The following is a 25,606-nucleotide window of genomic DNA, read 5'->3' as shown; positions in this document are numbered from 1 at the left end:
TCAGGGCGCGGCCTGGTTCGTCGAGACCAGTTCGATCACGTCGCGATGACTGAGTTCGCGGTCGGTCCCGACCTGTCGGCCGCTCCGGCAGTCGGTGCCGTGGAGGAGCCCCTCGCCGATGTCCGAGTGGATGTGGTACGCGAAGTCCTCGGTGGTCGACCCCTCGGGGAGGATGAAGCAGTCGCGGAAGACGCCCTTCTCGTCTTTACTCCCGTTCGCGGATCCGGGGAAGACGGCGATACAACCCAGCACGTCGAAGACGGCGGCTTCGAGCGCGCCCTGAACGCCCGTCCCCTCGTACTCGGAGACGAACTCGCCGATCCGGTCGAGCCCCGCCTCCTGCTCACCGGAGACGTCGCCGACGACCTCGAAGTCGCTCGCGCCGGGCGTGTAGTCGACGACGCCGGCGTCGTCGGCGTTCTTCAGGGCCTTCTCGGCGTGAGCGCTCGCGGGGACGAACGAGAGGTGGTCGTAGTCGGGGTCCGTCGTAATCGTCTCCCAGTTGGCCTGTGCCTCCGGCGTGTCCATCTTGTTGGCGGCGATCACCATCGGCTTTGTGCGCTTCCGGATCTCGCGGGCCAGTTCGATCCGGTCCGTCTCGTCCCACGTCTCCGGGTCGAGTTCGAGGTCCTGCGCGAGGATGGTGCGTTTCATCCGGTCTTTGTCGGTCCCGAACGCGGACATCTGGTCGGCAAGCTCCGCCTCGATGGCGGCGTCAGCGCCGTGATACCGCGTCTCGAACTTCTCTAAGCCCTTCTCCAACACGTCGAGGTACCACGCGTCGAGCTCCTCCTCCAAGAAGTCGATGTCCTCGCGCGGGTCGTGGCCCTCGGTCGCCTCGCCCTCGATGTCGGTCTTCCCGGAGAAGTCGACGACGTGGATCAACACGTCGGTCTCGTTGAGGTCGGTGAGGAACTGGTTACCGAGTCCGCGCCCCTCGTGCGCGCCCGGGACCAGCCCCGCCACGTCGACGAGTTTCACGGGCACGAAGCGGGTCCCCTCGCGGCAGACGCCGACGCTCGGCGTACAGGTCTCGTCGAACTCGGGAGCGGCGCAGTCGACGCGGACGTACGCCTCGCCGACGGTCGGGTCGATCGTAGTGAACGGGTACGCGCCCTCGGGTACGTCGTTCATGGTCGCGGCGTTGAAGAACGTCGACTTCCCCACGGAGGGCTTGCCGACGAGTCCGATCCGGTAACTCATTACCCGTACTGGGCGACGCGGCGGCAAAAGCGATGCGAGACGCGCCGTGGCGTGGGTGTCGGTGACGAACGGCGGCGCGTCGAGAACGATTCCCGGCTCGGTCAGGCGTCGCCGTCGGATTGGCCGGGCTCGCCGACCGCCTCGATCGGGAGGACGTTCTGGAGCGCCGCGAACGCGTCGGCCGCGCTCTCGAAGGTCTCTTGATCGACGTCCGCGAGCAGGTCACCCAAGTCGCCCTCGCCGTCGGCGAAAAGCACCGTCGTGCCCGCGAACGATTCGGCGAGGGGCTCGCGGTCGGCGGGGTACGCGTGGTCTTCGAGCGCCGATTCGACTCGGGACAGATGGATTTCCTCGGGCATACCTCCATCATCGGCGGGACGGATGATAAACGCGTGCCTTGGCGCGCCGGCTTGCGCGACGACGTTAGCGCCGCGCACGCAGTAGGAGCGGAAGCGTTCTCGGACGATCGCGAAGAACCGGCAAGAACCGCAAAGGGTTATCAGTCGTCGGATATATGGTACACGTGAACATGCCCCTATACAACCGAATTCTGGTTCCGACCGACGGCTCCTCGGAGGGAGAGCTGGCGGTGTGCCACGCGCTCGACCTCGCCGCGGTCCACGGGGCGACCGTCCGGGCGATATACGTGGTCGACACCGCGCGGTACGCCGGGATGCCGATGGAGACGACGTGGGAGGGCGTCGGCGACCTCCTGTACGACGACGGCGAGGCGGCGCTCTCGACGGTGCGAGAGCTGGCCGCCGACCGCGACGTCGACGTCGAGACAGCCGTCGTCGAGGGATCGCCCAGCCGCGAGATAATCACGCACGCCGAGGAGACGGGCTGCGATCTGGTCGTGATGGGGACCCACGGCCGCGGCGGCATCGACCGACTGCTCCTCGGTAGCGTCGCGGAGAAGGTCGTCCGCGGCTCGTCGGTCCCGGTGTTGACGGTCCGGATCGGCGACGACGACGCGGTCGCGGCCGAGTCGGCAGCGGAGTCGGAGGGGTCCAGAACCGAGACCGGCTCCGAAGCGGAACCGGAAGCGGGGCCGGGAACGGAGACGGGGACCCGATCGACGCTCGACGCGACCGAGACGGGCTGATCGCGTATCGTCCAACGGGAGCCGATCCGCGCGCCGCAGTCGACCCCCGCTCCGCCTCACTCCGCGTCGCGCAGGTGTTCGCAGTCGCCCGCGTGGACGCGTCGCCGGCCCTCGTCGGTCTCGACCACGAGCGCACCCGGCTCCGCGACGTCGACCGCGGTCCCCTCCACGGAGCCGTCCGCGGTGTCGACGCGGACGCGTCGGCCGAGCGTGCTCGCCCGCTCGCGCCACGCGGGAAGGATCCGGTCGAGCGCCTCGGGCGAGGCCGTCAGCTCCGCGAAGCGTTCGAGGAGCGTCGCGGCGAACCGGCGGCGGTCGACCGGACCGTCGCGCTCGGCCGACAGCGACGTCGCGCCCTCGGGCAGCGTCTCGGGGTCGATGTCGGCGTTGACGCCGACGCCGACGACGAGCCAGCCGACGCGGTCGGCCTCCCCTTCCATCTCCGTGAGGATTCCCGCCAGCTTGCGCCCGCCGCGGCCGGCGGCGTCGTCACGCTCCGAATCGTCCGCGTCGCCGCCGACGAGCACGTCGTTGGGCCACTTGATCGTCGCGTCCACGCCGGCCTCGCGGGCGGCGTCGGTCGTCGCCACCGCGGCCGCGAGAGTGAAAAGCGGCGCGCGCGCCGTCGGCACGTCGGGGCGCGTCAGGACCGACAGCCAGACGCCGCCGCTCGGTGCCACCCACTCGCGGTCGAGACGACCCCGACCTCCAGTCTGTTCGTCGGCCACTACGGCGACGTCGGTCGCGCCGTCCGCCGCCAGCTCGCGCGCCCGCTCGTTCGTCGACGCGATCCGGTCGTGGTACTCCACCGAGAATGGGGCGTCGAGGCCGAAGGCGACCCCCGGCCCGGAGTAGCCCGGATCGTCGGGGGGGACGTACCCGTTCGGCGTCGATTCGACCGCGAACCCCTCCTCGCGAAGCCCCTCGACGGCCTTCCAGACGGCCGCCCGCGAGACGCCGAGCGACTCCGCGAGGGCCGGCCCGGAGACGGGACCGTCGTCGGCCGCGAGGGCGTCGAGCAGCGCGCGCCGCGTGTCCATACCGTCCGTTGCGACGCCCGCGCCGAAAGCCGTTCCGGGTCCCGGACGCTTTGTGTCCGGCGCGCGAAGGGCCGGCGATGACCGAAGGCGACGCCACCGGTGGGAAGGACGACGGGCTGGTCCCCCTCGTCGTCGTCGTCGACGGCGACGACCGGGTCGAACTCGACGTCGAACCGGGGCGGAACCTCAGACGAGTCCTGCTCGACGCCGGGCTGTCGCCGTACGCGCCCGCGACACGCCGACTGAACTGCGGCGGGCGAGGGCTGTGTGCCACCTGCGGGGTCCGCGTCCGAGAGGGGCCGCCGACCGACCACTGGCACGACCGGCTCGCCGACCGGTTCGGCTATCCGCGGCTCTCCTGTCAGATCGCGGTCGACCGGCCGATGACGGTCGCGCTCGTCGCCAAGCGCGTGTGGGGCGGGCGGCGGTCGAGCTCGGAGGAGGATGCGGAGACGGCGGACACAGCGAACGCAAACGCGGAGTCGGCGAACCGCGAGTAAGCGCCGAGACGATCCGAATCGGACACCTCGTTTCCGGTGAAACGGCGACCGGTACCGCGTCACACGCCACCGCGCGACGACGGACGGCACAAAAGCCAAGTCCGCGGGGCCGAACGCTCCGGTATGCAACCCTCCAAGGAGCGCGAGTCGTCCGATGGCGACCCGATGGACGACCTCGACGACCTCCTCGACGACGATCTCGCGGACAGCGAGGGGGACTCAGCCGCCGAACCGGACGGCCCCGCGACCGCCGAACCGAGCGGGACGAACGCCGAGCGGAGCGCGGGGGCCGCCGGGGACACCGGCAGGGTCGGCGTCTCCGGCCGGTGGTTCTCCGGGAAGGCTTTCGCGCTCGCACTGCTTGCGGTCGCGGTCGGCGTCTTCGCCGGGAGCCTGATCCCGCTCATCGGCGGGACGATCGGGACCGCGGGCGGCGTGTTCGTCGCCGCGTTCCTGTTCGGCCTCGTCGCGTCGACGCGCCGGTACGCGGAGACCGGAGTCGCGGGGGCCGCGGCGGGGGCGGTGAGCGCGGTGACGAGCGTCCTCGGCGTCGGCTTCCTCCCGATCGGGATCGACTACCTCTCGCAGTGGGGGCTCCCGCTCGTCGCCGTCGGCGGGGGCGTCGGCCTGCTGTTGGCGCTGCTCGGACACTACTTCGGCCGCGACCTACGCGCGGGGCTGAGTCAGGACATCGAGGGCTAAGCGAAGCCTCGCGGACGGCGGCGCTGTCCTTCTGCGAATTGCTACCCCGACAGCCGATCGAGACCGACGTAGTCGGCGATCTCTCGCCGTTCCAAGACGAGGAAGCCGGCGAGGATCGCGACGAACCCGATCAGCGCTTCGGCGTCGACGAGGTGGCCCAACAGGACCCAGCTGCCGATCGCCGCGACGACCGGCTCCGCGTAGCCGACGAGGTGGAGCTGCGACGGGCCGACGGCGTCGAGCAGCGCGAAGTACAGGAGGAACGCGACGACGCCGGACAGCAGCGTCAGGTACGCGAGCGACGCGATCGATGTCTGGTTCCAGACGATCGCGGCCGGGGACTCGCCGATCGCGACGGCGACGACGAGCAGCTGGCCGGCCCCGATCACCATCGCCCACCCCTGAAGCGCGGCGATGGGGAGGTCGGTTCGAAGCGGGCGCAACAGCACCGCGCCGAGCGAGAAGGCGGTCGCTCCCGCGAACGCGAGCGCGACGCCGACGACGGCCGCGCTGCCGAGTCCGGCCGCGGCCGGGTCGGCGACGACGGCCACGCCGACGATCCCGAGCGCGAACCCGCCGATCTCGACGGGACCGAGCCGCTCGTTCGGGAGGAGCGCGGCCGCGAAGACCGCCGTCAACACCGGCGAGAGGCTCACGACGACCGCGGCGACCGCGCCGGAGATCCGGATCTCGCCGAGGTAGAGGAACCCGTGGTACGCCGCGATCACGAACGTGCCCGCGACGGCGACGCCAAGCCACTCGTCGCGGCCCCGCGGGAGCCACCGGTCCGCGGCGACCGCGGCGTAGCCCAACACGACCGCGCCGGCGACGACGTACCTGACGCCCGCGAAAAGCAGCGGCGGGAAGTAGTGGAGGCCGGCCTCGATTGCGACGAAGGACGTGCCCCACAGCGTCGCGAGGAGGAGGAACGCGCCGACGATCGATTCGGGAGTAGAGAGGAGCTTTCCGAGCTTCATTAGTTGTCCGTTCGAAATACACGGTGATAGTTAAACTATTCTCCCATATCTGCTAAATACTGAAATTAACAATCAGACATACGAATTAGATCCAAATTCGGTTCCGTGATGACGCCGGATCTTGGAGTCAAGTTCAACCCTGTCGGTCGACATATACAACCGATCGGGGTCCGATCGCGGGGTATGGACGAGCGCGACGTGCGACTGTTGAAGGCCATCGCCGATCTGGGGACGGGAAGCCCGGAACGGCTCCACGAGGAGACACAGATTCCGGTGTCGACGATCCACTACCGGCTGAACAACCTGCGGGAGGACGGCGTCATCCAGAACGACCTGTACGACTTCGACCACGAGGCGCTCGGGCTCGGCGTCACCGTCATCGTCGAGGTGCTCGCGAGCTACGAGGGCCCCTACGAGGAGTTCGCCGACGAACTGCTCGCGGTCGAGGGCGTCACGGAGGCGTTCTTCACGATGGGCGAGACGGACTTCGTCGTCCTCGCGCGGCTCTCCTCGTCGGACACCGTCGAGCGCCTCATCAGCGACTTCGAGGCGATCCCGGAGGTCGAGCGCACGAACTCGACGTTCACCATCGCCACGCTGCGCGACGAGTCTCGCGCGCCCGCCACCTACGACCTCGACACGCTGATCGAAGAACTGACGGACTGAGACCGATCGGCGACGGACCGGTCAGCGCGTCTCGTCTTCGAGACCGGTAATCCGTCGGGCCTCCCCGCGGTCGGGGTAGCCGACCGGCGGCTCGAAGCGTCGCCGGAGACGGTCGGTGACGGTGGCGCTGAGGTAGGCGAACACCGCCATCATCGGGAGATACCCGAGCATGTCGCCCATGGAGTAGACCGCGGTGGCGAACAGCAGGTCGGGGTCGGTGCCGGGCGTCGGGACGCCGCCGATCCGGTAGACGAACACGAACGCGTACAGCGGGACCGCCACGAGCGTCACGCCGAGGATGGCGTTGTTCGCGCTCGCGTCGTAGAACCCGCCGAGCGCCGTCGCGACCCCGCCGGCGACGATGGCGGCGGGGAGCATCCACGCGGGGCGGTCCACCACGAACAGCACGGTCGCACACAGGAGGATCGTCGTTGCGGTGACCGCCGCAACCGTTCCGCGGTCGAAGTCGAACCCCGGATCGAACGGCTCTCTCATGAGGACCAGTCCCGCGTCCGGAACCAAAAAATGTCTGGCGAAGAAGGTGTTTCGACGAGCGGGACCCGGGTCACTCGGCCAGCGGGTTCCCGACCGACCGCTCGACGTACAGAAGCGCCACGAGCCCGAGGATGATGATCGTGTACGACACCGCGGCGAACAGCGCGCCCTCGGCCGACGAGTACTCCGTCGTCCGATAGATGATCACCTTCCGGACCATCGCGATGACGCCGGTGTAGATCACCAGACGGACGATCCGCCGGGTGTCGCTCTGTTCGATGTAGGCGACGACTGTCTCGTACACCTCGACGATGATCAGGAGGAGGAGTCCGGTCTCGATGAACCCGATGACCGTGTTCGGGTCGGTGATCGCGCCGGTGGGAACGGACTCGGCGATCTGGATCGCGAGGTCGATGACGCCGATCCCGAACAGGAGCGCGAAAAGCGCCGCCGCGGCCAGCTCGACGCCGTGGATGAATCGGTTCGTCGCGTCGGAGACGCGGTCGCCGCGCGTCTTCGCGACTGACGGGTTGGGCGTCCGGTCCGGCGAGGACGGGTCGTCCGACGGGTCGGCCGGGGGCGAGTCTGCCATCTGGTGTCCCTCGGTGTGAAAGAGGATCTCCCGACACGTAAAAAGCGGGCCTGACCGACGCAGAACGCGCTACGACCGCTTGCCGATCTCCTCGCGTAACACGTCGGAAACGACCTCGCCGTCGGCCTTGCCACGAAGCGCTCCCATCGCCTCACCCATCAGTCCGGAGAAGGCAGCCATCCCCTCGGCGTTGATCTGGTCGGCGTTGCGCTCGACGACCTCCACGACCGCCTCGCGGACTTCCTCCTCGCTCACGCCCGAGAGGCCGGCCTCCTCGACGGCCTCGGCGGCGGACAGTGACGGGTTCTCGGCGAGCGTCGCGAGCACCTCGGGGACGCCCTCCTTCGCGAGGTCGCCGCCCTCGACGAGGTCGAAGAGGTCGAGGAAGTGCTCGTCGGTGAGGCGTTCGACGGCCGCACCGTCGCGGCGGATCTCCGTCGTCGTCGATTCGAGTGTCGACGCCGCGAAGGTCGGGTCGACGCCGCGCCCGACCGCCCGCTCGAACAGCGGGAACCGCTGGCCGAAGGCGACCTGCTCGGCGAGTCCGGCGTCGAGACCGAACTCGTCGCCGTACCGTTCGGTCTTCTCGTCGAGCAGTTCGGGCGTCTCGACGTCCGAGGGGTCAGGCTCGACCGGCGGCACGTCCGTCTCTGGGTACATCCGCGCGGCCCCCGGCAGCGGGCGGAGGTAGCGGGTGGTACCGTCGTCGTTCGCGCCGCGCGTCTCCTCGGGGATCCCCTCGATGGCGGTCTCGGCGCGCTCGGCGGCGGCCTCGATCGCGAGGTCGGCGGTCTCCGGGTCGGCCGCGACGATGGCGACCGCGTCTCCCTCGCCCGCGCCGACCGCGTCGCGGAGGGCGTCGACCTCCGCCTCGGTGACGCCGTACGCCGGCAGCTCGTCGGTGTGGAAGATGCCGCCCGCGCCGTGACGCTTCGCGTGGTCGGACAGCTCCGTGCCGAGCCGGCGGTCATCCTGGATCTCGCGGCCGACGAGACCGTCGAAGCCGAACAGGGGGACCGCGGTCACCTTTCCGCCCGAGTCGAGCGCGCCGCGGATCACTCCCGATTCGGTGTCGGCGAAGGTGTCGGTCACGTCCGAGACCTCGCCCACGCTCGCGTCGCGCTCGCGGAGCTCGTCGCGGATGTCGAGCAGTTCGGCCTGTCGGCCGACCTCGCCGCGGACGATGTCCTCGATTCCCTGAAGATCCTGAACGCCTTTCACCTCAACCCGCGCGCCGTCGGCGATGGAGACGTTCACGTCCTGCCGGATCGTGCCCAGCCCGCGCTTGACCGCGCCCGTCGAGCGGAGCAGCATCCCGATGCGCTCGGCCGCCTGCCGGGCCCCTTCGGGGCTGCGGATGTCCGGTCCCGTCCCGATCTCGACGAGGGGGACGCCGAGGCGATCCAGCGAGTAGACGACGCCGTCGTCGGTCTCCTCGACGCGCTTGGCCGACTCCTCTTCGAGCATGAGGTCGACGACCGACACCGAGCCCGACTCCGTCTCGATCGCGCCGTCCTGTCCGAGCAGGATCGAGCGCTGGAAGCCGGAGGTGTTCGAGCCGTCGATCACGAGCTTCCGCATGACGTGCGCCTGATCGACGACCGAGAGGTCGAGCAGGTCGGCGATCTGGAGCGCCACGGCGAGCGCCTCGTCGTCGACGCGCCGGGGCGGCTCGTCGTCCTCCTCGACGAGGCAGGTCGTGTCGTACGCGAGGTAGGTGAACTCGCGGTCGACGCGGCTCTCCTCCATCGCCGCGTCGTCGAGTTCGCCCAGCTCACTCTTCGTCGGGTGGAGCCGCCGGGTGATCGAACGGTCGGACTCCTCGGGGTCGCGCTCGACGGTCGGGGAGTCGCAGAACAGCTTCGTCTCCGTGTCGAGCTGCTGGTGGATCTCCAGACCGGCGACGAGCCCCAGTTCCTCGTAGTCGTACTCGGGGGTCGCGTCCGTACTCATTACGCCTCACTCCGACGCGGCGCGACTAAAAGGGTGGCAGTTCGCGCGAACGCTGATCGAGCGTGGAAACGAAAAGTAGAAACGGACACCGGCGGCGGAGCGCCTGTACGACCGAGGCGGTGGCGCGTGCCTGCGAGCGGCCGCCCTCGGCGGCCGCGAGTCAGCGCCGCGCGAGGGAGTCGCTGGCGGTTGGAGCGAAGCGAAAACCGCCAGCGACGAGGCTGGGGAGGCGTGAGGTGCGGTCGCTGTGCGGGGCGGGGCTCGAAGGGGCAGTCGCGAGGGCGAAGCCCGCCGCAGTAAGCACCGCAGCGAGTGAGCGAAAGCGAACGAGCGAGGAGCACAGCAAGGCGCGCGAGCCGTCGCGACTGGGGCTTCGGGGATCTCGGTCACGGAGCTACTCCCGTCGAAACCGATCGTGTACTACCGAGCGACTGGGGCTTCGGTAGTCGCAGTCGCGAAATCGCCGGTAGTGAAATTGATCGCGTACTACCGAGCGGCAGAGCTTTGAACGTACTCACCGCCTCAAAAATCGATACAGCGTAACCACTCGTCGCGTAGCGGTCGAAAGGAATTGTGTGTGGGTGCTGTCGTAGAGACAACACCGTGCATCGGTGGGGGTGTGCCCCGAGCGATGCGTGGGACCGGATTTGAACCGGCGGACCTCTACAGGACAGCGCCCTCAACGCTGCGCCGTTGGCCTGGCTTGGCTACCCACGCTCGCGGTCTTTTTCGCAACTCCACGTACCCTTCCCCCGATTAAAAGCCCTTCCATTCGAGAGTACCGTGGCGAGGTTTCGCAGGCCGGCGTGCGGCGCGCCGCCGCCGCGACTCGGCGACCACGACCGGCACGCGTCGGGCGCAACCGGCACGCGTTTGGGGGTCGCGTCCCACCGCACGGACATGTCCGATTGGGCCCGCGAGAACGTCACCGTCCTGACCGCCGCCGCCTCCGCCGTCGCGCTCGCGCTCGTCTTCGGCGCGGTCGGCGGGGTCGTCCCGAGTTCGACGCTACCGCGCGCGAGCGACGCCGTCCTCGCCGCGATCCCGCACTTCAACGCCGCCGTCTCCGCGACCGCCATCGCCACCATCCTGCTCGGCTGGCGGGCTATCTCCCGCGGGAACGTGAAGCGGCACCGGAACTTCATGGTGACCTCGTTCGCGCTCTTTACGGCCTTCCTCGGCGCGTACCTCTACCGGCTGATCCACGTCGGCACCACGGAGTTCCCCGGGCCGGAGGCGGTCTACACGTACCTCTATCTCCCGTTCCTCGCGATCCATATCCTGCTCGCGATCGTCTGTATCCCGTTCGTCTTCCACGCGCTCTTCCTCGCCGCGACCCGACCGTTCGAGGACCTCTACCACACGCGGCACTCGCAGGTCGGGTTCGTCGGCGCGGTCCTCTGGCTGGTCTCGTTCGCGATGGGAATCGGCGTGTACCTGCTGCTGTACCATCTCTACTGAGCGGCGCGACTCGGAACGGTCACCGCGAACGCGCGGACTACACACGAGCGAACCGACCGCACAGGTCGAAGAAGAGTCGCTCCGTCCGAACCGTCCGGACGACGGCCGACGGGCCTACGCGTTCCCTTCGGCCTTCCGGTGCGCGGCGTAGAACAGCGGGACGAGCAGCGCGCCGGCGAAGCCGAAGGCGAGCGCCAGACTCCCGATGTCGCTCGCGGAGAGACCGCTACCGCCGCCGGAACCGCCACCGTTTCCGCCGATGAGGTCGTCGTCGACCGCCCCGACCGCGACCGCGCCCTTCATGCCGACGGCCTGATGCGGCGAACACGCGTAACGGAACACGTCGCCCTCGCCCGCGTCCTCGAAGGTGTACTCGAAGGTCGTTCCCTCGTCCGGGACCGGCTCCCCGCTGGAGAAGACGTCGTTCTCTTCGACGACGTTGTGACCGCCGCCCTGTCCGGTCCACTCCCAGATCACGGTCGTCCCCGGGTCGACCAAGATCGCGGGCGGGTCGAACAGCAGGCCGTTCTCGCCCGCACCGACCGAGACGGTGACCTCGCTCTGTCCGCGGAGGTCGCGGGTCCCCTCGTAGTTGCCGACGTTCTCGAACCAGTCGCCGTACCCGGCTGCGCCGCTCCCCTCGCCGGACCCGCCGTCGCCGCCCGTCTGCGGGTCGACGAGGTCGTCGTCGACGGAGCCGACCGCGACGGACCCCTTCATGCCGGCCGCCTCGTGCGGCGTACAGGAGTAGTTGAACACGTCGCCATCCTCGGCGTCGTCGAACGTGTACTCGAAGGTGGTCCCCTCCTCGGCGACCGTCTCGCCGCTGTCGAACGTCCCGTCGGTGGCGACGACGTTGTGGGCCCCGCCCTGTCCGGTCCACTCCCACACGACCGTCGTCCCGGGGTCGACCAGGATCGCGGCCGGGCCGAACTTGAGGCCGTCCACCGCGCCGACCTCGACGGTGACCTCCTCCTGTCCGGTGTAGTCGTGCGTCCCGTCGTAGTTGCTGACACCCTCTAACCACCCGTCGTACTGGGCGGCCGCGCTCCCGCTTCCGGCCGCGACTCCCGCGGCGACCGCCGCCCCGGCGGCTCCGGCACGGAAGAACCCGCGACGGCTCATCGACCCGGCGTCGTCGCCCTCGGCGGCAGCGTCGGCGTTCGATCTCATACCCCCACGTCTGACCGTGAGCGTATTTAAGCCCCCGATACGTCCCGGGCGATCGGATCCCGACCGAATATGTTCGGGAGAGCGTCGGCCGCCGTGTTCGGTCGTCCGGTCAGTCGTCCGCCGGCGGCGCGTCCGGAGTCGGCGCGTCGACGTCGCGGTCGGTCGCCTCGCCCTCGACGTCGAACGGGTACTCGCCGGTGACGCAGCCGAGACAGAGGTCCGCGCGGCTCTCGCCGAGCGCCTCCGCGACCGCGTCGACGGAGAGGTACGACAGCGAGTCCGCGCCGACTTCCTCGCGGATCTCCTCGGTCGAGGCGTCGGCGGCGATCAGCTCGTCGCGCGTCGCCATGTCGATGCCGAAGTAGCAGGGCGCGAGGATGGGCGGCGCGCCGATCCGGAGGTGGACCTCCTCCGCACCCGCCTCGCGGACCAGCTCCACGAGCTGCGTCGAGGTCGTCCCGCGGACGATGGAGTCGTCGATGACCGTGACCGACTTCCCCTCGACCGTCGACCGGATCGGGTTGAGCTTCAGCCGGACCGCGCGCTCGCGCTCGTCTTGGGTCGGCATGATGAACGTCCGGCCGACGTACCGGTTTTTCATCAGCCCCTCCGCGAACTCCACGCCGTCGTCGTCCGACTCCCGCGGCTCGCCGTCGGGCGTCGTCTCGCCCGCGGCGTCGGCGTAGCCGGAGGCGAACGCCCGCCCGGAGTCGGGCACGGGCATCACCACGTCCGACTCGACGCCGGACTCCTCCCAGAGCTTCCGACCGAGGTTGCGGCGCACCTCGTACACGAGGCTCTCGTCGATGACGGAGTCGGGCCGGGCGAAGTAGACGTGTTCGAAGAAGCAGTGGGCGGTCGCGTCGCGCTCGACCAGCTGATACGTGTCGTAGCCGGTTCCGTCGGGGTCCAAGACGACGAGTTCGCCGGGTCGTACGTCGCGGATCAGCTCGCCGTCGAGCGTGTCGATGGCGGCCGACTCGCTGGCGAGGACGTAGCCGCCGTCGATCTTCCCGAGACACAGCGGGCGGTTGCCGAGCGGGTCGCGGACGCCCAACACGGTGTCGTCGTGGGTGATCGCGAGCGAGTAGGAGCCGTGGATGCGGTTCATCGTGTGTTTGACGGCGCGCACGAGGTCCTCTTCGAGGAGGTTGCGCGCGAGGTCGTGGGCGATCACCTCGGTGTCGCCGTCGGAGGTGAAGGCGTGGCCGGCCGCCGCCAGCTCCTCGCGCACCTCGTCGGCGTTGACGAGGTTCCCGTTGTGCGAGAGCCCGAGCGAGCCGGACTTAAACGAGACCGAGAACGGCTGCGCGCAGCTCTTGTCGAGGCTGCCGGCGGTCGGGTAGCGGACGTGACCGATGCCGGTGCCGCCCGACAGCGATTCGAGGTCCCCCTTCTCGAACGCGTCGCCGACGAGGCCCCGCTCGACGTGGCTGTGCTGTTGGAACCCGTCGTGCGTGACGATCCCCGCGGACTCCTGCCCGCGGTGTTGGAGCGCGTACAGCGCGTAGTACAGCGGGCGCGCGGCCTCCCGGTCTTCGAGCGAGACGCCGACGACGCCGCACTTCTCTCGCGGTTCGTCGCCGCCGTAGTCCCCACCGGCGTTCATGTACGCGTCGGGAAGACCGCTGTCGATAAAAATCCTCGTGTTCGTGGCGTATCCCTCTCCTTCTCGACGATAAATATGCGCGATTATGTATAATATTTCGGTCGAGCGCTGCGGTCGTCACTCCGCGGAATTGCCCCCGACGTACTCGTCGAGACGCGCGAAGTAGTCCTCGCGCGGCACCTGATACGCCGCCCGGTAGTCCACGTCGCCGGCGGCGAACCGCTCCGCGACGTCGACCGCTCCGCCCTCGCCCGCCTCGCGGCTCTCGTACGTCTCCGAGACGGCCTCGATCTCCGGCTCCAAGAAGAGGACGACGTGCCACTCCTCCGTCGCGTACTGGCCCGATCCGGGTCGGGCGTTGCGCGCGCCGTTCGTCAGGTAGACGGTCGGGAGACACTCGTCCGGGAGGTCGCCGCCGCCGAAGACGTCGGGCCGGTAGACGAGGATGGCGCGGCCGCTCGGCTCCTCGTTCCACACGCGCCAGCCCTCCGGCAGCGATTCGAAGGTCATGGACGCTCTCCGTCGCGGAGGCTTGAAAGGATCGCGCTCGGGGAGCGGCTGGTCGACGGCGACTCCTCAGTCGACGATGTCCGACCCGCCCGGCGGGAGGAACTCCTGTAGCTGGTCCGCGCTCGCCACCTTCCGCACGAACGACTGGTCGGCGAATCGCTCTTTCAGGTTCCGGTAGGCCATCATCGCGGCGTCGTTTTGCGCGTACATCCCCGGCTCGAAGGTGACGTGCGCGGCCGCGCGGTCGACGATGGCCGACGGCGGGCCGCCGATGGCCCTCGTGATCGGCTCGCACTGGACGCCGACGGCGATCCGGCAGGGCACGTCCTCGAAGTACGTGCGGTCGCCGCGGATCACGAAGCTCCCCTTCTCGATGTACTCGCCGCTCTCGGGCGTCTTCGACACCTGATCGGGTTCGACCATGTACGCGTCGCCCGCGCCGCGGCCGTCCTTCCAGTCCGACGAGTAGGAGACGGCGAACTGCGCGGCCTCCCGCAGCGTCTCCTCGGAGAAGTCGACCGGCTCGGCCGACTCGGAGGGACCGGAGGCCTTCAGGATCGTCACCGGTCCGCCGTGCGCCTGCGTGTGGAAGAACCGGTCGTGTTTGCTCATGTACTTTTTCACCAGCTCCTCGTTCTGGTCGGCGTTGCGGCCGCCGATGACGAGGTAGCCCGTCGAGGTGTGGAACCACCGGAAGCGGTCGTACCAGTCGTCGGGGCTCCGGATCGGGATCGAGGCGCGCGAGAGCCAGTCGGTCTCGTACTCCTCGTCGTCCTCGTCGCCCTCACTGTCATCTCCGCCGCTCCCGTCGTCGGCCGCCTCCTTGGCCTCCCACTCGGCCTTGCGCTCCTTGACCGCCTCCAGCTCCTCGCGGGTCGACTCGATCGCCGCCATCGCGCCCTCTTTCTTCTCCTCGACGCGTTTCGCCTCCCGATAGAGGCGGTCGGCGTTGACCTCTACGCCCTCGCTCGCGTCGAGTTCGACGCGGACGGAATCGCCGTCCTCGTCGGCGGTATCGTCGTCGACCTCTCGGGCGAGTTCGACCGTCACCGTCCCCTCGCCGCCGTCCACGTCGACGACCGCCTCCGCGGCCGGAATGCCGCGCTCCGCGCCGGCGTCGAGCGTCTCGGCGATTTCGTCCCACGGGACCTCGTTCTCGCGGGCCTCCCGCACCGTCGAGATCACCTCGTCGACGAGGTCGTAGTTCGCGTACAGCAGTTCCGCGCGCTCGCGCTCCGCCTGTGCCTGCTCTTCGAACCCCTCGATCGCCCCCTGTTGCTGTTCGATGATCCGCTCCTGTTTGGCGATCTCCTCTTCGAACTCCGGGCGGGAGGCGCTCGCGTCCGCGGGCGACTCGCCGTCGGCGGTGTCCTCGCTGCCGAGCCGGTGGAAGTACTCGTCGACCGCGGCGTTGAAGGAGTCGAACCCGACGCTCGGGAGGTCCTCGTGTTCCGCGAGCGGGAAGGGCGTCACGTCGACGACGCGGGGATCGGCGTCTCCGTCTCCGTTTCCGTCGCCGTCGGCGTTCCCGTCACCGTCGATCGATTCCTCGTACACCCGTGGGTCGATGTCTCCCGACCGGAGCCGTTCGCCGATCCGGGAGAGCGCCTCGTGGAGCGCGCCGAGTTGGTCGTCGGTCACCTCTTCGATGGGGGTCTCCTTCTCGACGCCAGCGCGGGTACACACCTCCTCGGCGTAGAGTCCGCCGAGGTTCAGCTGCGTGGCGAGCGTTCGCACCACGTCGCTGTCCGACTCTCGCATGTGCCGGTCGAACCCGCCGCGGCTCACGTCGAGGGGGTTCAGCCGTGAGGCCGGGTACTCGTACTGCGAGCCGGGCGCGACCGTGCGGGACTTGAGTCGGACGGTCTGGAGCGCACCGACGACCTCACCGGTCTCGTCGAGCGCGGCGACGTTCCCCTGTCCGAACAGCTCGGCGACGAGCGTCGTGTTCTGGTCCTCGCGCTCGAACTCGAAGGTGAGGATTCGGTCGAACTCGTACTGTTCGACGCCAGCGAAGTCCGCGCCCGACATGCGGTTCCGCAGCATCTTCGCGAAGTTCGGCGGGCGACCGGGGGCGTCGGCGACGCGGTCGGGGTCGGAGGCGTGGGCACGTTTCACGTCGCCAACCTCGATCATGAGTTCGACGCGGCCGCGGTCGAAGTCGCGGAGCTTCAGCCGGAGCAGGTCGTCGTCGTAGAGGTACGCCTTGTCGACCTTCGCGCCCTCGTACCGATTGAGTTCGGTGACGAGCGCGGCGAGGTCGATGCTCGACAGCTCCCGCTTCTGGTCCATACCTCAAAGAGAGGGTTGGCCCTGAAAAGGCGTGTCGTTGTGTGGCTCGCCGCGACGGCGTCTACGGCTCGGTCACTTCCCCTTACCGTTTCCTTTCGCCTTCCCGTTCGCCTTCCCGTTCGAGTTTCCGTTCCCCTTGCCGTCAGCGAGTCGTTCGACCGTGTTCAGCGCGTTGATCCGGCCGGCACCGAACTCCGGATCGCTCTTGCCGTTCGCGAGTTCGGCCCCCTTCTGGATCGCCTGCTCGACCTGACTCGCGTTCGCGTCCGGATCGAGTTCGCGCACGAGCGCCGCGAGCCCGGCGACCTGCGGCGCGGCCATCGAGGTGCCGGAGATGTAGTCGTATCCCGTGAGACCCACGCTCGACTCCTCGTCCGTCGGCCACGTCGAGAGGACGCCGTTCTGCGGGAAGGGGATCTCCCCGTCTTCGGCACTCGCGTTGAGCGTCCGATCGGTAGTCTCGTACCATCCGCCCGGCGCGGCGATGTCGATGTCGCTCGTGCCGAAGTTCGAGTAGAAGGATAGCGTGTCGGCCGGTGAGGTCGCGCTGACGGTGAACGCCGCCGGGACGCTGTTCGGGAGCGTGAACCCGCTTCCCTGGAGGCTCCCCGAGTCGTTGCCGGCGCTACCCGTGATCACGGTGCCGCGCCGAACCGCGCTCTGGAACACGGTCTGAACCTCCGCCTTGAGCTTGTTCAGCTCCGCCCCCGGCTGCTGGACCCCCGGGATCCCGAGGCTGAAGTTCGCCGCGTCAGCGCCGATCTCCGCCGCGTAGTCGATGCCGGCGAGGATGTCGCCGAACGCCGCGCCGCCGTCGGCCGGGAACACGCGGACCGGGATCAGCTCCGTGTCCGGCGCGGTGCCGACGACGCCGGCCTCGCCCGTGGCACCGACCGTCCCCGCGACGTGCGTCCCGTGGTAGCCCGAATCGTCCGGCCCGATCTCCGGGACGTCGTCGTCGACGACGAACGCCCGGCCGAGCTCCTCGTTGACGTTCCCGAGGTCCGGGTGGTTCAGGTCGATCCCGGTGTCGACGATCGCGACGCGCGTTCCTTCCCCGGTCGCGTACTCGTGGGCCCCGAAGGCGTCAGTGATCTCCTTGTCCCACTGGAGGTCGGTCAGCGCGGCACCGTCCTTCGGTGCGGTCCCGTCGTCGGCCTCAGCGTCGACCTCCGGCTCGTCGAGCTCGACCGTCACGTCGGGGTTCGCCGCCGAGACGCCGCCGACCGATTCGAGGTCCCCCGCCGCGCCTTCCGGTCCCGTAACCACGAGGACCGATCCCTCGGCGAGCTCGTGTCGCACAGAAAAGCCGGCGTCCACGACCGCGTCACGTGTGCCGTTCCCGTTTGTACGAACGATATACTGTACGTCTCCGTCGGCGGCAGACGCCGGTCCCGTGACCGTCGCCGTTACGCCGATGCCCGCAACGCCTTTTATGAACGTCCGTCGTCCGTAATTCATGACAATATTCCTCGTGAAACGAGGTATCAATCATCAGGACTAATCAATAATAAAAGTTGTATATGGCTGATTGATTATCCGGTTACTGCCTGAATAATCTCTATTTCCCCTCCGAAACAAACCGATTGTGGCCGTTAGTGCGCGAGTGGCCGATCAGATCCGCTTCGACACGTACGGCCCGTCCTGTCGGTAGCCGAGCTTCTCGCGGTAGTACTCCCGAGCGCCGATCCCGGAGATCACCGCTATCTTTCGGTAGCCCGCCTCGCGGGCCAGCTCCTCGGCGCGTTCGAGCAGTCGGGTGCCGTATCCCTGATGCTGCCAGTCGCCGTCGCCGCCGATGCCGACCTCGGTGCCGTACACGTGGAGTTCGCGCACGAGGGCGGCGTCTTCGAGTTCGGGGCGGATCGGGTCGCTCTCGGTGCCCGGTGCACCCGGCTGCTCCGGCGCGAACGAGGGGAACCGCAGCCGACAGAAGCCGACGAGCAGGTCGCGGACGGGGTCCTCGAAGGCGATGAAGTGTTCCGTCCCGCCGCCGGCCTCGTAGGTGGTGACCGAGAGCTCGACGTCGTCCGGGTCCGGGTCGGCGTCGTTGTGCCCCACCTCGCGGGCGCGGATGTCGCGCTGGACGATCCCCTTGTCCTCGGCGCGCTGGGCCGCCAGCTGGCGGAGGTTCGACTTCTGGACGCCGGCGTCGATGAAGTCCGCGGGGATGTCGCGCTGGACGCGCTGGAGACGGGTGTACTTCGGGATCAGGTCCATCACCTCGGCGACGACGTCGGCCGCCTCCTCGCTCGTGAGCGGGTCGAAGTCGTCGCGCCGCCAGCGGTCGTACACGCGCGTGCCCTCGACGACGAGCGTGGGGTAGATCTTCAGGTAGTCCGGCCGCCAGTCGGGGTTGTCGAACAGCTGCCGAAAGTCCTCGATACACATCTCGCGGGTCATCCCCGGCTGGCCCGGCATCATGTGGAAGCCGACCTTGAACGCGGCGTCGCGCAGCCGGCGGTTGGCGTTCCGACTCGCCTCGTTGCCGTGCCCGCGGTGCATCTCGCGGTTGATCCGCTCGTAGGTGGTCTGGACGCCGACCTCGACCTTGGTCCCGCCCAGATCGAGCATGCGGTCGATCTGCTCGGGGTCACACCAGTCAGGCTTCGTCTCGAAGGTGGTGCCGATGTTGCGGATTCCATTCGTCTCGTTTTCGGCGATCACGTCTTCGAGGTACTCGAACTCGGTCCCGTCGGGCTCGGGCGCAAACGACTCGCCCTCGGCCGGTTCGGGCTCTTTGTCGAGGTCGTAGTCGTTCATCGCCTGAAGCGCGCGCTTCACGAACCACTCCTGGTAGTCGTGCGAGCGCGCCGTCATCGTCCCGCCCATCAGAATCAGCTCCACCTTGTCGACCGGGTGGCCGATCTTCCGGAGCTGTTCGAGCCGGAGCGTCACCTGTCCGTACGGGTCGTAGTCGTTCTGCTCGCCGCGCGCCGCGGCCGGCTCGTGGCCCGTGTACGACTGCGCCGAGGAGAACTCCGAGGCCGGCCCGCCGGGACAGTAGAGGCACTTCCCGTGCGGACACAGCTTCGGCGAGGTCATGATCGCGACCGGCGAGACGCCCGAAGCGGTCCTGACGGGCTTGCGCTGGACCACCTCGATCACGTCGTCGCGGTGTTCCGCCGGGGCGTGGTCGAGGATCTCGGTGTTCTTCGGCACCTTCGGCGAGGAGAACTCCGAGCAGGCGTCGAGCTTGGCGCGTTCGAGGTCGTCGCGCTCGATCTCGCCCGCGAGGATGCGGTCGACGAGGTGTTCGCAGGTCCGGACGAACGCCTCGGGCTCGTCGCCACGGGAGTCGCCGTCGCCCGTCGCGGTTTCGGCGTCCGCGTCGTCCGCCGCGTCTGTACTCATTACCCTTCGATCGACGAGTTTCGGGGTTAAGCGTGTCGCACCCCGCCCCGATCGGACGGCGGAGGTACCACCGAAGAGTATATTAATTAGTGGTATAACCGAGTGATTGATGAACGCGACACAGATCGAACTGGCCCGAGACGGAGAGGTCACGCCGGCGATGGAGCGCGTCGCAGTGCGCGAGAACCGCGAACCGGAGTTCGTCCGACAACGGGTCGCGGAGGGGCGAGCGGTGATCCCGAACAACCACGGTCACGACTCGCTCGATCCGATGGTCATCGGCGACGACTTCTCGACGAAGGTCAACGCCAACATCGGCAACAGCGAGTCGACGAGCGACCTCGACGCGGAGCTGCGGAAGCTCCACGCCGCCGTCCACTACGGGGCCGACACCGTCATGGACCTCTCGACGGGCGATCGGTTGGACGAGACCCGCGAGGCGAACGTCGCGTATTCGCCGGTCCCGGTCGGAACGGTCCCGATATACGAGGCGGTGAAACGGGCGGAAAGTCCGGGCGACATCACTCGCGAGCTACTGCTCGACGTGATCGAGAAGCAGGCCGAACAGGGCGTCGATTACATGACGATTCACGCGGGCGTGTTGCTGGAACACCTCCCGCTGACCGACGGTCGAAAGACCGGGATCGTCTCGCGGGGCGGATCGATCCTCGCCCAGTGGATCGAGGAGAACGGGGCGCAAAATCCCCTGTACGCGAAGTTCGAGGAGATCTGTGAGATTTTCGCGGACCACGACGTGACGGTCTCGCTGGGGGACGGCCTCCGTCCCGGATGTCTGGCCGACGCGAGCGACGAGGCGCAGTTCGCCGAGCTCGAAACCCTCGGCGAACTCACTCGGGTCGCACGGGACCACGGCGTCCAGGTGATGGTGGAGGGTCCGGGCCACGTCCCGATGGACGAGATCGCCGACAACGTCGACCGGCAACGGGAGGTGTGCGACGGTGCGCCCTTCTACGTCCTCGGACCCCTCGTGACCGATATCGCCCCCGGCTACGACCACATCACGAGCGCGATCGGCGCGACCGAGGCGGCGCGTGCGGGCGCGGCGATGCTGTGTTACGTCACGCCGAAAGAGCACCTCGGTCTCCCCGACGCGGAGGACGTGCGAGACGGGCTCGCGGCGTATCGGATCGCAGCTCACGCCGCCGATGTCGCCGACGACCGCCCGGGTGCGCGCGACTGGGACGACGCCCTCTCCGAGGCGCGCTACGAGTTCGACTGGGCCCGGCAGTTCGATCTCGCGCTCGACCCAGAGCGCGCACGGGACTACCACGATCAGACGCTTCCCGGAGACAACTACAAGGAAGCCCGGTTCTGCTCGATGTGCGGCGCGGAGTTCTGCTCGATGCGCATCGACCAAGACGCGCGGGACGTGGACGGGGAGATGTCCGACATCAGCGGCGAGACCGACCTCGACGCGTCCGCCGCCGCGGCGGTGAACGTTCCCCCGGTCGGTGTCCACGATACCGACCGGGTCCCGGACGAGATCGAGATCGGAGGGGTCACGTTCACGCCGGACACGGGACGAGCGGACGATTGAAGCCGCCCGGCGGCCGGGAGGGGCCACCGTGCGGATCCGCTCGTTTTAGGTCGGTTGGACCGTACCGCGGGAACGTGTTACGCAAGGATCTCCTGCGCGTCTCCCGGGCGGGCGGCGGCTACCAGCCCCAGTTCACGACCCGGGAACATCGCCCGCTCGCGGCGCGGGTCCTCGGGACCTTCGAGTCGCACGTCGGCGAGCGCCGCGGCGACCTCGACGACGCGCTGGAGGCGCTGGAGGCCGACGCCGCCGCCCGCAACGGCGACTTCAAGCTGGTCCGCGGGCTGGCGGCGCTCGTCGAGCGCGAGTGCGAGTTCGAGACGCGCGCGGCGGTCCCGCCGCGTCGCGTCCGGCGGGCCGCGTTCGAGGCCGCGGCGGCGGTCGGCGTCGCGAGCGAGGCGGAACGCGAGACCGCTGTCGACCGCGCCGCCGACGCGCTCGGCGTCGAACCGACGGTCGTCGACGACGCGCTGTACGCCGACCGCGACGTGAACCGGGTCCTCGTCGACGCCGACGTGCGCTGGGACCCGGACTCGCTGTTGGAGCAGTACGACCTCTCCTTAGCCCAGACCGCGCTGTTCGACGCGACCGAGGTCCGGGTGCGCTCGAACGACCCGAAGCGGCTCGTCTCGGCCGTGAAGCGCCTCCGACTGATGTACGAGGTACGGAAGACCCCCGAGGGGCGCGAACTGGTCGTCACCGGGCCGGACGCGCTGTTCTCGCGAACTCGACGCTACGGCACCGCGTTCGCCCGGCTGCTCAGGACGGTCGCCGAGTCGGCGGAGTGGTCGCTCTCGGCGACGGTCGACGATCGCGGCCGCGAGCGCACAATGCGCCTCTCCGACGGCGACGTGACCGTGCCCGACGTGGAGCCGGTCGCGGAGCCCGACTTCGACAGCGGGGTCGAGGCCGATTTCGCCGCCCGGTTTCGCGGGCTCGACCTCGACTGGGCGCTCGTCCGCGAGCCGGAGCCGCTCGAAACCGGTTCGAGCGTCATGATACCGGACTTCGCGTTCGACTACGACCACGCCGACTTCCGGCTGTTCTTCGAGGTGATGGGCTTCTGGACCCCCGAGTACGTCGAAAAGAAGCTGGGTCAGCTGGCCGACGTGGAAGACGTCGACCTGCTCGTCGCCGTCGACGAGAGCCTCGGCGTCGGAGAAGAAATCGCCGCGCGCGACCACCGCGTCGTCACCTACTCCGGGACGGTTCGCGTGAAGGACGTGGTCGACGTACTCGACGAGTACGAGGCCGAGTTCGTCGCCGACGCGGCCGCCGCCCTCCCGGACGCCCTCTCGCCCGACGCCGACGCGATCTCGTTGGACGACCTCGCCGACGAGCGTGGCGTCGGCGTCGGGGCGATCGAGGGAGTATCGTTCCCCGACCACGAACGAGTCGGTCGCACCCTCGTGCGGCCCGCGGTGTTGGAGGCGCTCACCGACGAGATCGAGCCGGGGATGTCGCTTTCGGCGGCCGAGGCGGCCCTCGACGAGTACGGGATCGACGACGCCAGCGCCGCGCTCTCGCGGCTCGGGTTCCGGGTCGAGTGGGAGGGACTCGGGGGCGGGACGGTGCGGGAGAAGGGGGAGTAGCGAGAAAGTTGGACAGAACAGCGCGGTGGCGCGCCCCGGTGAGCGCCCGATAGGGCGCGAACCGACGGTGCGAGGGAGTCAGTCGCCGGAGCGAAGCGACGGCGACTGACGAGGCTGGGGAGGCTGAGGTGCGGGGTTGTGCGGGGCGGGACTCGAAGGGGCAGCCGGGAGGCGGACAGAGGCGTTCACGAGAGCAAACCTCTCGTGAGCCAATCAGAACGCGAAGCGTTCTGATGACGACGTAAGCACCGCAGGAGCGAACGAAGTGAGCGACGAGGAGCGTGGTTCGAGACGCCTTCGGCGTCTCGTCATCACGAAAGGCGCGAAGCGCCTTTCGAACGACAGCGAGCGTCTGCCCGCCTCTCGGCTGGGGCTTCGGCGGTGTTCTCGGTCGTGTGATCGACGGATCCGCCGCTGTCGCGTCGACAGAGACCTCCGACCGAACGGTAGATGACGGTTCTCCGAGGCCAGTCCAGTTCTCAGTATTACTCCACGACCGGCAGGTCCGCTCGACTCCCCTTCGGGACCACCGACCGCAGTTCGTCGTAGAGGTACAGCCCGACGCCGATCGGGACCGACTCGCCGGCGACCTCGTGGGTCGCGATCAGGTACCCCCAGTCGCCGTCCCACTCGGGGAGGTCTTGGTCCTCGCCGGCCGCGAACCGGGACGCCCGCTCGGGACCGAGCTCGACGACGTTCTTCGTCGCGTGACGTCCGAACCGGGAGACGGCTCGCCCGGTCGGCTTCCAGTGCTCCTGTCGCGTGCGGAGGAACGTCATCCCGATCGCCTCGACCCCGCTCGGGTCGGTCGCCTCGCCGTTGAATATCCAGACCTTTCCCGCGCCCTTCTCCCAGAAGCTGTACCCCTCGAAGACCGCCGGCTCGATCCCGAACCGCTCGTGCCACCAGTCGAGGACCTCGGCGCGGCTCGCGCGTCCCTCGACCTCGCGGTCCGCGGGCGTCGCCGGCAACCGGTCGAACTGCTGGCCGTCGTTAGTCGGCGCGTCGTCGCTCATGCGGCCACCTCGCCGTCGTCGGCTGCCCCACCGTCGCTCGCGCTGTCCTCGCTCTCGCCGCCGACCCGCAACTTCGCGCAGAAGAACCCGCCCGTGTCGTTGCGGTGCGGGTAGATGCGCTTCGCGCGCGTCACCGACTCGTCGTACGTCTCGCCGTCCCACTCGGTGACGCCGGGGTCCGTCTCGACCGGGAGGTCGAAGTCGACGAGCTCGCAGTCCTCCTCCGCGAGGACGTGGTCGAGGACGGCCTCGTTCTCCTCCGGGGCGAACGTACACGTGGAGTAGACGACAACCCCACCCGGACGGGTCGCCTGAACGGCGCGGGCCAAGACGCCCTTCTGGATCCCCGCGACCGCGTGGACGTGGTCGAGCGTCCACTCGTCGAGGACATCGGGGTTCTTCCGGCAGGTTCCCTCACACGAGCAGGGGGCGTCGACCAAGGCGCGGTCGAACTCGTCGAACGCCAGCGGCTTCATAGAGAAGTTGCGGGCGTCCTGATTGGTGACGACCGCGTTCGTGATCCCGAGCCGCTCCGCGTTGTGGCGGAGCGCGGAGAGGCGACCGAGGTTGTTGTCGTTGGCAACGACGGTCCCCTCGTCGGCCATCGCATCCGCGATCTGTGTGGTCTTGCTGCCGGGCGCTGCGCAGGCGTCCCAGACGCGCTCGCCCTGCTGCGGGTCGAGCGCGAGCCCGGGCAGCACGGACACCTCCTCCTGTCCGTGCGTCCAGCCGTGGACGTACGGCCAGTTGCCGCCGGGGTTCCCGTCCGGGAGCCGGAAGAGCCCGTCGTGCCAGTCGACCGCCTCGTAGGCGACGCCCGCCTCGTCGAACGCCTCGCGGACGCGGGCCGGCGTCGCCGCGATCTCGTTCGTGCGCACGACCGAGGGGAGGGGACGGTCGCACGCCGCCCGGAACGCGTCGACGTTGTCGACGAGCGACTCGTATCGGTCGAGCGGATTCATGGCCTCCCTTTCGGGTCGGGCCGTTAGACGGTTTCGGGACGGGGGCGGGCGGACGCCGGCCGCGCGCCCCACCTTTACGTCCGTGCCAATCGTACCCACGCACATGACGCGAATCTCCGTCGTCGACGACGTCTCGCTGGAGGATCCGACGCTGATCGAGGGGTTCCCCGGCGTCGGCCTGGTGGGCAAGATCGCGACTGACCACATAATCGACGCCCACGGGATGAGCCACTACGCGAACGTCCACTGCGACGGGCTCCCGCCGGTGACGGTCTACCGCGAGTCCGAGACGGCCGCGACGACGCCGGTGCGGCTGTACGCGGACTCCGAGAACGACCTCGTCGCGCTCCGCAGCGACGTGCCCGTGAAGCCGGGCGCGGCGACGGAGGTCGCGGCGTGTCTCGGAGCGTGGTTCGACGAGGTCGACCTGTTCCCGGTGTTCCTGTCGGGACTCGGCCGCGAGAAGGGCGAGGAGCCGCCCGAGCTGTACGGGATCGCGACCGGCGACGGCGGCGAGGCGCTCGCGCGCGCGGAAGTGTCGGAGCCGCCCGAGTCCGGCCTCGTCTCCGGGCCGACGGGCGCGATGCTGGCGGCCGCGCTGGAGGACGGTCGCGACGCGGTCGGGCTGGTCGTCGAGTCCGACCCGCAGTTCCCCGACCCCGAGGCGGCGCGGACGCTCATCCGCGACGGCATCGACCCCGTCGCCGGGATCGAGACGCCGACCGACGGGCTCGTGGAGCAGGCGACCGAAATCCGGAACGCGAAACAGCAGCTCGCGGAGCGGATGCAGGCGGCAAACGAAGAAAGCACGCAGGCCGAGCCGCTGAAGATGTTCCAGTGAGCGGA

General features: G+C 69.0%; 23 protein-coding genes and 1 tRNA gene. 8 read left to right on the top strand and 16 right to left on the bottom strand.

Annotated elements, in window-relative coordinates; genetic code table 11:
- Entirely contained in the window at nt 1–1,203 is a 1,203-nt protein-coding gene (locus QOL69_RS04990) for a redox-regulated ATPase YchF (protein WP_048076515.1), read from the bottom strand.
- 101 nt (nt 1,204–1,304) lie between these two features.
- Complete coding sequence (locus QOL69_RS04985; protein ID WP_283402257.1) at nt 1,305–1,562, bottom strand: DUF5789 family protein; 258 nt, start codon at nt 1,560–1,562, stop codon at nt 1,305–1,307.
- 170 nt (nt 1,563–1,732) lie between these two features.
- Here QOL69_RS04985 and QOL69_RS04980 point away from each other — a divergent pair, with 170 nt between their 5' ends.
- Nucleotides 1,733–2,308, top strand: coding sequence for a universal stress protein (locus QOL69_RS04980; RefSeq protein WP_283402256.1), 576 nt, complete (start codon nt 1,733–1,735; stop codon nt 2,306–2,308).
- Nucleotides 2,309–2,364: 56 nt separating this feature from the next.
- On the opposite strand, the gene QOL69_RS04975 is transcribed toward QOL69_RS04980, so the two are convergent.
- Nucleotides 2,365–3,348 carry a biotin--[acetyl-CoA-carboxylase] ligase gene (locus QOL69_RS04975; RefSeq protein WP_283402255.1) on the bottom strand — a complete coding sequence of 328 codons (984 nt, stop codon included), beginning with the start codon at nt 3,346–3,348 and terminating at the stop codon, nt 2,365–2,367.
- Between the two features lie 77 nt (nt 3,349–3,425).
- Here QOL69_RS04975 and QOL69_RS04970 point away from each other — a divergent pair, with 77 nt between their 5' ends.
- Both QOL69_RS04970 and QOL69_RS04965 read left to right on the top strand, forming a co-directional pair.
- Nucleotides 3,426–3,848, top strand: coding sequence for a 2Fe-2S iron-sulfur cluster-binding protein (locus tag QOL69_RS04970; protein ID WP_283402254.1), 423 nt, complete (start codon nt 3,426–3,428; stop codon nt 3,846–3,848).
- 123 nt (nt 3,849–3,971) lie between these two features.
- Nucleotides 3,972–4,550, top strand: coding sequence for a DUF8526 domain-containing protein (locus QOL69_RS04965; RefSeq protein WP_283402253.1), 579 nt, complete (start codon nt 3,972–3,974; stop codon nt 4,548–4,550).
- A gap of 41 nt (nt 4,551–4,591) precedes the next feature.
- Here the strand turns inward: QOL69_RS04965 and QOL69_RS04960 are convergent, their stop codons facing one another.
- Nucleotides 4,592–5,527 (bottom strand): DMT family transporter, encoded by a 936-nt coding sequence (locus QOL69_RS04960; protein ID WP_283402252.1) that lies wholly within the window; start codon nt 5,525–5,527, stop codon nt 4,592–4,594.
- Between the two features lie 183 nt (nt 5,528–5,710).
- Between QOL69_RS04960 and QOL69_RS04955 the strand changes: the two genes are divergently transcribed.
- Nucleotides 5,711–6,193, top strand: a complete 483-nt coding sequence (locus QOL69_RS04955; RefSeq protein ID WP_048076513.1) for an Lrp/AsnC family transcriptional regulator — start codon at nt 5,711–5,713, stop codon at nt 6,191–6,193.
- Nucleotides 6,194–6,214: 21 nt separating this feature from the next.
- Here the strand turns inward: QOL69_RS04955 and QOL69_RS04950 are convergent, their stop codons facing one another.
- From QOL69_RS04950 to QOL69_RS04935, 4 genes are all read right to left on the bottom strand, one after another.
- Complete coding sequence (locus QOL69_RS04950) at nt 6,215–6,688, bottom strand: hypothetical protein (protein ID WP_048076512.1); 474 nt, start codon at nt 6,686–6,688, stop codon at nt 6,215–6,217.
- A gap of 70 nt (nt 6,689–6,758) precedes the next feature.
- Nucleotides 6,759–7,280, bottom strand: coding sequence for a phosphate-starvation-inducible PsiE family protein (locus tag QOL69_RS04945; protein WP_048076511.1), 522 nt, complete (start codon nt 7,278–7,280; stop codon nt 6,759–6,761).
- A gap of 69 nt (nt 7,281–7,349) precedes the next feature.
- On the bottom strand, nt 7,350–9,233 hold the full coding sequence (gatE, locus tag QOL69_RS04940) for a Glu-tRNA(Gln) amidotransferase subunit GatE (protein WP_283402251.1): 1,884 nt from the start codon (nt 9,231–9,233) through the stop codon (nt 7,350–7,352).
- A 632-nt stretch (nt 9,234–9,865) separates the two neighbouring features.
- Nucleotides 9,866–9,950 (bottom strand) — tRNA-Leu (locus QOL69_RS04935).
- Nucleotides 9,951–10,133: 183 nt separating this feature from the next.
- Between QOL69_RS04935 and QOL69_RS04930 the strand changes: the two genes are divergently transcribed.
- Nucleotides 10,134–10,694, top strand: a complete 561-nt coding sequence (locus QOL69_RS04930) for a DUF420 domain-containing protein (protein ID WP_283402250.1) — start codon at nt 10,134–10,136, stop codon at nt 10,692–10,694.
- A gap of 114 nt (nt 10,695–10,808) precedes the next feature.
- Here QOL69_RS04930 and QOL69_RS04925 read toward each other — a convergent pair whose 3' ends face one another.
- From QOL69_RS04925 to QOL69_RS04900, 6 genes are all read right to left on the bottom strand, one after another.
- Entirely contained in the window at nt 10,809–11,867 is a 1,059-nt protein-coding gene (locus QOL69_RS04925) for a halocyanin domain-containing protein (RefSeq protein WP_283402249.1), read from the bottom strand.
- Nucleotides 11,868–11,976: 109 nt separating this feature from the next.
- The gene (gene purF, locus QOL69_RS04920; protein ID WP_048076509.1) at nt 11,977–13,476 is read right to left on the bottom strand and encodes an amidophosphoribosyltransferase; all 1,500 of its coding nucleotides are present in this window, start codon (nt 13,474–13,476) and stop codon (nt 11,977–11,979) included.
- Between the two features lie 117 nt (nt 13,477–13,593).
- Nucleotides 13,594–13,986, bottom strand: a complete 393-nt coding sequence (locus QOL69_RS04915; RefSeq protein WP_048076508.1) for a DUF5820 family protein — start codon at nt 13,984–13,986, stop codon at nt 13,594–13,596.
- A gap of 66 nt (nt 13,987–14,052) precedes the next feature.
- Nucleotides 14,053–16,278, bottom strand: a complete 2,226-nt coding sequence (gene rqcH / locus QOL69_RS04910; RefSeq protein WP_283402248.1) for a ribosome rescue protein RqcH — start codon at nt 16,276–16,278, stop codon at nt 14,053–14,055.
- Between the two features lie 72 nt (nt 16,279–16,350).
- A complete protein-coding gene (locus QOL69_RS04905) occupies nt 16,351–17,739 on the bottom strand; it encodes a S8 family serine peptidase (RefSeq protein ID WP_345782474.1) in 1,389 nt (462 codons plus the stop codon).
- Nucleotides 17,740–17,892: 153 nt separating this feature from the next.
- Complete coding sequence (locus QOL69_RS04900) at nt 17,893–19,632, bottom strand: tRNA uridine(34) 5-carboxymethylaminomethyl modification radical SAM/GNAT enzyme Elp3 (RefSeq protein WP_283402246.1); 1,740 nt, start codon at nt 19,630–19,632, stop codon at nt 17,893–17,895.
- 109 nt (nt 19,633–19,741) lie between these two features.
- Here QOL69_RS04900 and thiC point away from each other — a divergent pair, with 109 nt between their 5' ends.
- Complete coding sequence (gene thiC / locus QOL69_RS04895; protein WP_283402245.1) at nt 19,742–21,190, top strand: phosphomethylpyrimidine synthase ThiC; 1,449 nt, start codon at nt 19,742–19,744, stop codon at nt 21,188–21,190.
- 74 nt (nt 21,191–21,264) lie between these two features.
- The gene (locus QOL69_RS04890) at nt 21,265–22,782 is read left to right on the top strand and encodes a DUF790 family protein (RefSeq protein ID WP_283402244.1); all 1,518 of its coding nucleotides are present in this window, start codon (nt 21,265–21,267) and stop codon (nt 22,780–22,782) included.
- 485 nt (nt 22,783–23,267) lie between these two features.
- Here QOL69_RS04890 and QOL69_RS04885 read toward each other — a convergent pair whose 3' ends face one another.
- Together QOL69_RS04885 and QOL69_RS04880 are read right to left on the bottom strand one after the other, a co-directional pair.
- Nucleotides 23,268–23,798 (bottom strand): DUF7122 family protein, encoded by a 531-nt coding sequence (locus QOL69_RS04885; protein WP_283402243.1) that lies wholly within the window; start codon nt 23,796–23,798, stop codon nt 23,268–23,270.
- Nucleotides 23,795–24,760: an RsmB/NOP family class I SAM-dependent RNA methyltransferase gene (locus tag QOL69_RS04880; RefSeq protein ID WP_283402242.1), complete on the bottom strand. Its 966-nt coding sequence runs from the start codon at nt 24,758–24,760 to the stop codon at nt 23,795–23,797. Before QOL69_RS04880 ends, QOL69_RS04885 begins: the two co-directional genes overlap by 4 nt.
- A 103-nt stretch (nt 24,761–24,863) precedes the next feature.
- Between QOL69_RS04880 and QOL69_RS04875 the strand changes: the two genes are divergently transcribed.
- Complete coding sequence (locus tag QOL69_RS04875; RefSeq protein WP_283402241.1) at nt 24,864–25,601, top strand: proteasome assembly chaperone family protein; 738 nt, start codon at nt 24,864–24,866, stop codon at nt 25,599–25,601.
- The last annotated feature ends 5 nt before the right edge of the window (nt 25,602–25,606 follow it).

The sequence above is a fragment of the Halorubrum sp. DM2 genome (genome assembly GCF_901686465.1).
Taxonomy (GTDB): domain Archaea; phylum Halobacteriota; class Halobacteria; order Halobacteriales; family Haloferacaceae; genus Halorubrum.
The sequence above is the reverse complement of the archived record's forward strand: the minus strand, read 5'-3'. Positions and strand labels throughout refer to the sequence as shown.

Excerpts from the sequence above, each read along its gene's own strand:
- QOL69_RS04990 (WP_048076515.1), bottom strand. The coding sequence starts at position 1,203 with ATGAGTTACCGGATCGGACTCGTCGGCAAGCCCTCCGTGGGGAAGTCG.
- QOL69_RS04985 (WP_283402257.1), bottom strand. The coding sequence starts at position 1,562 with ATGCCCGAGGAAATCCATCTGTCCCGAGTCGAATCGGCGCTCGAAGAC.
- QOL69_RS04980 (WP_283402256.1), top strand. The coding sequence starts at position 1,733 with ATGCCCCTATACAACCGAATTCTGGTTCCGACCGACGGCTCCTCGGAG.
- QOL69_RS04975 (WP_283402255.1), bottom strand. The coding sequence starts at position 3,348 with ATGGACACGCGGCGCGCGCTGCTCGACGCCCTCGCGGCCGACGACGGT.
- QOL69_RS04970 (WP_283402254.1), top strand. The coding sequence starts at position 3,426 with ATGACCGAAGGCGACGCCACCGGTGGGAAGGACGACGGGCTGGTCCCC.
- QOL69_RS04965 (WP_283402253.1), top strand. The coding sequence starts at position 3,972 with ATGCAACCCTCCAAGGAGCGCGAGTCGTCCGATGGCGACCCGATGGAC.
- QOL69_RS04960 (WP_283402252.1), bottom strand. The coding sequence starts at position 5,527 with ATGAAGCTCGGAAAGCTCCTCTCTACTCCCGAATCGATCGTCGGCGCG.
- QOL69_RS04955 (WP_048076513.1), top strand. The coding sequence starts at position 5,711 with ATGGACGAGCGCGACGTGCGACTGTTGAAGGCCATCGCCGATCTGGGG.
- QOL69_RS04950 (WP_048076512.1), bottom strand. The coding sequence starts at position 6,688 with ATGAGAGAGCCGTTCGATCCGGGGTTCGACTTCGACCGCGGAACGGTT.
- QOL69_RS04945 (WP_048076511.1), bottom strand. The coding sequence starts at position 7,280 with ATGGCAGACTCGCCCCCGGCCGACCCGTCGGACGACCCGTCCTCGCCG.
- gatE (WP_283402251.1), bottom strand. The coding sequence starts at position 9,233 with ATGAGTACGGACGCGACCCCCGAGTACGACTACGAGGAACTGGGGCTC.
- QOL69_RS04930 (WP_283402250.1), top strand. The coding sequence starts at position 10,134 with ATGTCCGATTGGGCCCGCGAGAACGTCACCGTCCTGACCGCCGCCGCC.
- QOL69_RS04925 (WP_283402249.1), bottom strand. The coding sequence starts at position 11,867 with ATGAGATCGAACGCCGACGCTGCCGCCGAGGGCGACGACGCCGGGTCG.
- purF (WP_048076509.1), bottom strand. The coding sequence starts at position 13,476 with ATGAACGCCGGTGGGGACTACGGCGGCGACGAACCGCGAGAGAAGTGC.
- QOL69_RS04915 (WP_048076508.1), bottom strand. The coding sequence starts at position 13,986 with ATGACCTTCGAATCGCTGCCGGAGGGCTGGCGCGTGTGGAACGAGGAG.
- rqcH (WP_283402248.1), bottom strand. The coding sequence starts at position 16,278 with ATGGACCAGAAGCGGGAGCTGTCGAGCATCGACCTCGCCGCGCTCGTC.
- QOL69_RS04905 (WP_345782474.1), bottom strand. The coding sequence starts at position 17,739 with ATGAATTACGGACGACGGACGTTCATAAAAGGCGTTGCGGGCATCGGC.
- QOL69_RS04900 (WP_283402246.1), bottom strand. The coding sequence starts at position 19,632 with ATGAGTACAGACGCGGCGGACGACGCGGACGCCGAAACCGCGACGGGC.
- thiC (WP_283402245.1), top strand. The coding sequence starts at position 19,742 with ATGAACGCGACACAGATCGAACTGGCCCGAGACGGAGAGGTCACGCCG.
- QOL69_RS04885 (WP_283402243.1), bottom strand. The coding sequence starts at position 23,798 with ATGAGCGACGACGCGCCGACTAACGACGGCCAGCAGTTCGACCGGTTG.
- QOL69_RS04880 (WP_283402242.1), bottom strand. The coding sequence starts at position 24,760 with ATGAATCCGCTCGACCGATACGAGTCGCTCGTCGACAACGTCGACGCG.
- QOL69_RS04875 (WP_283402241.1), top strand. The coding sequence starts at position 24,864 with ATGACGCGAATCTCCGTCGTCGACGACGTCTCGCTGGAGGATCCGACG.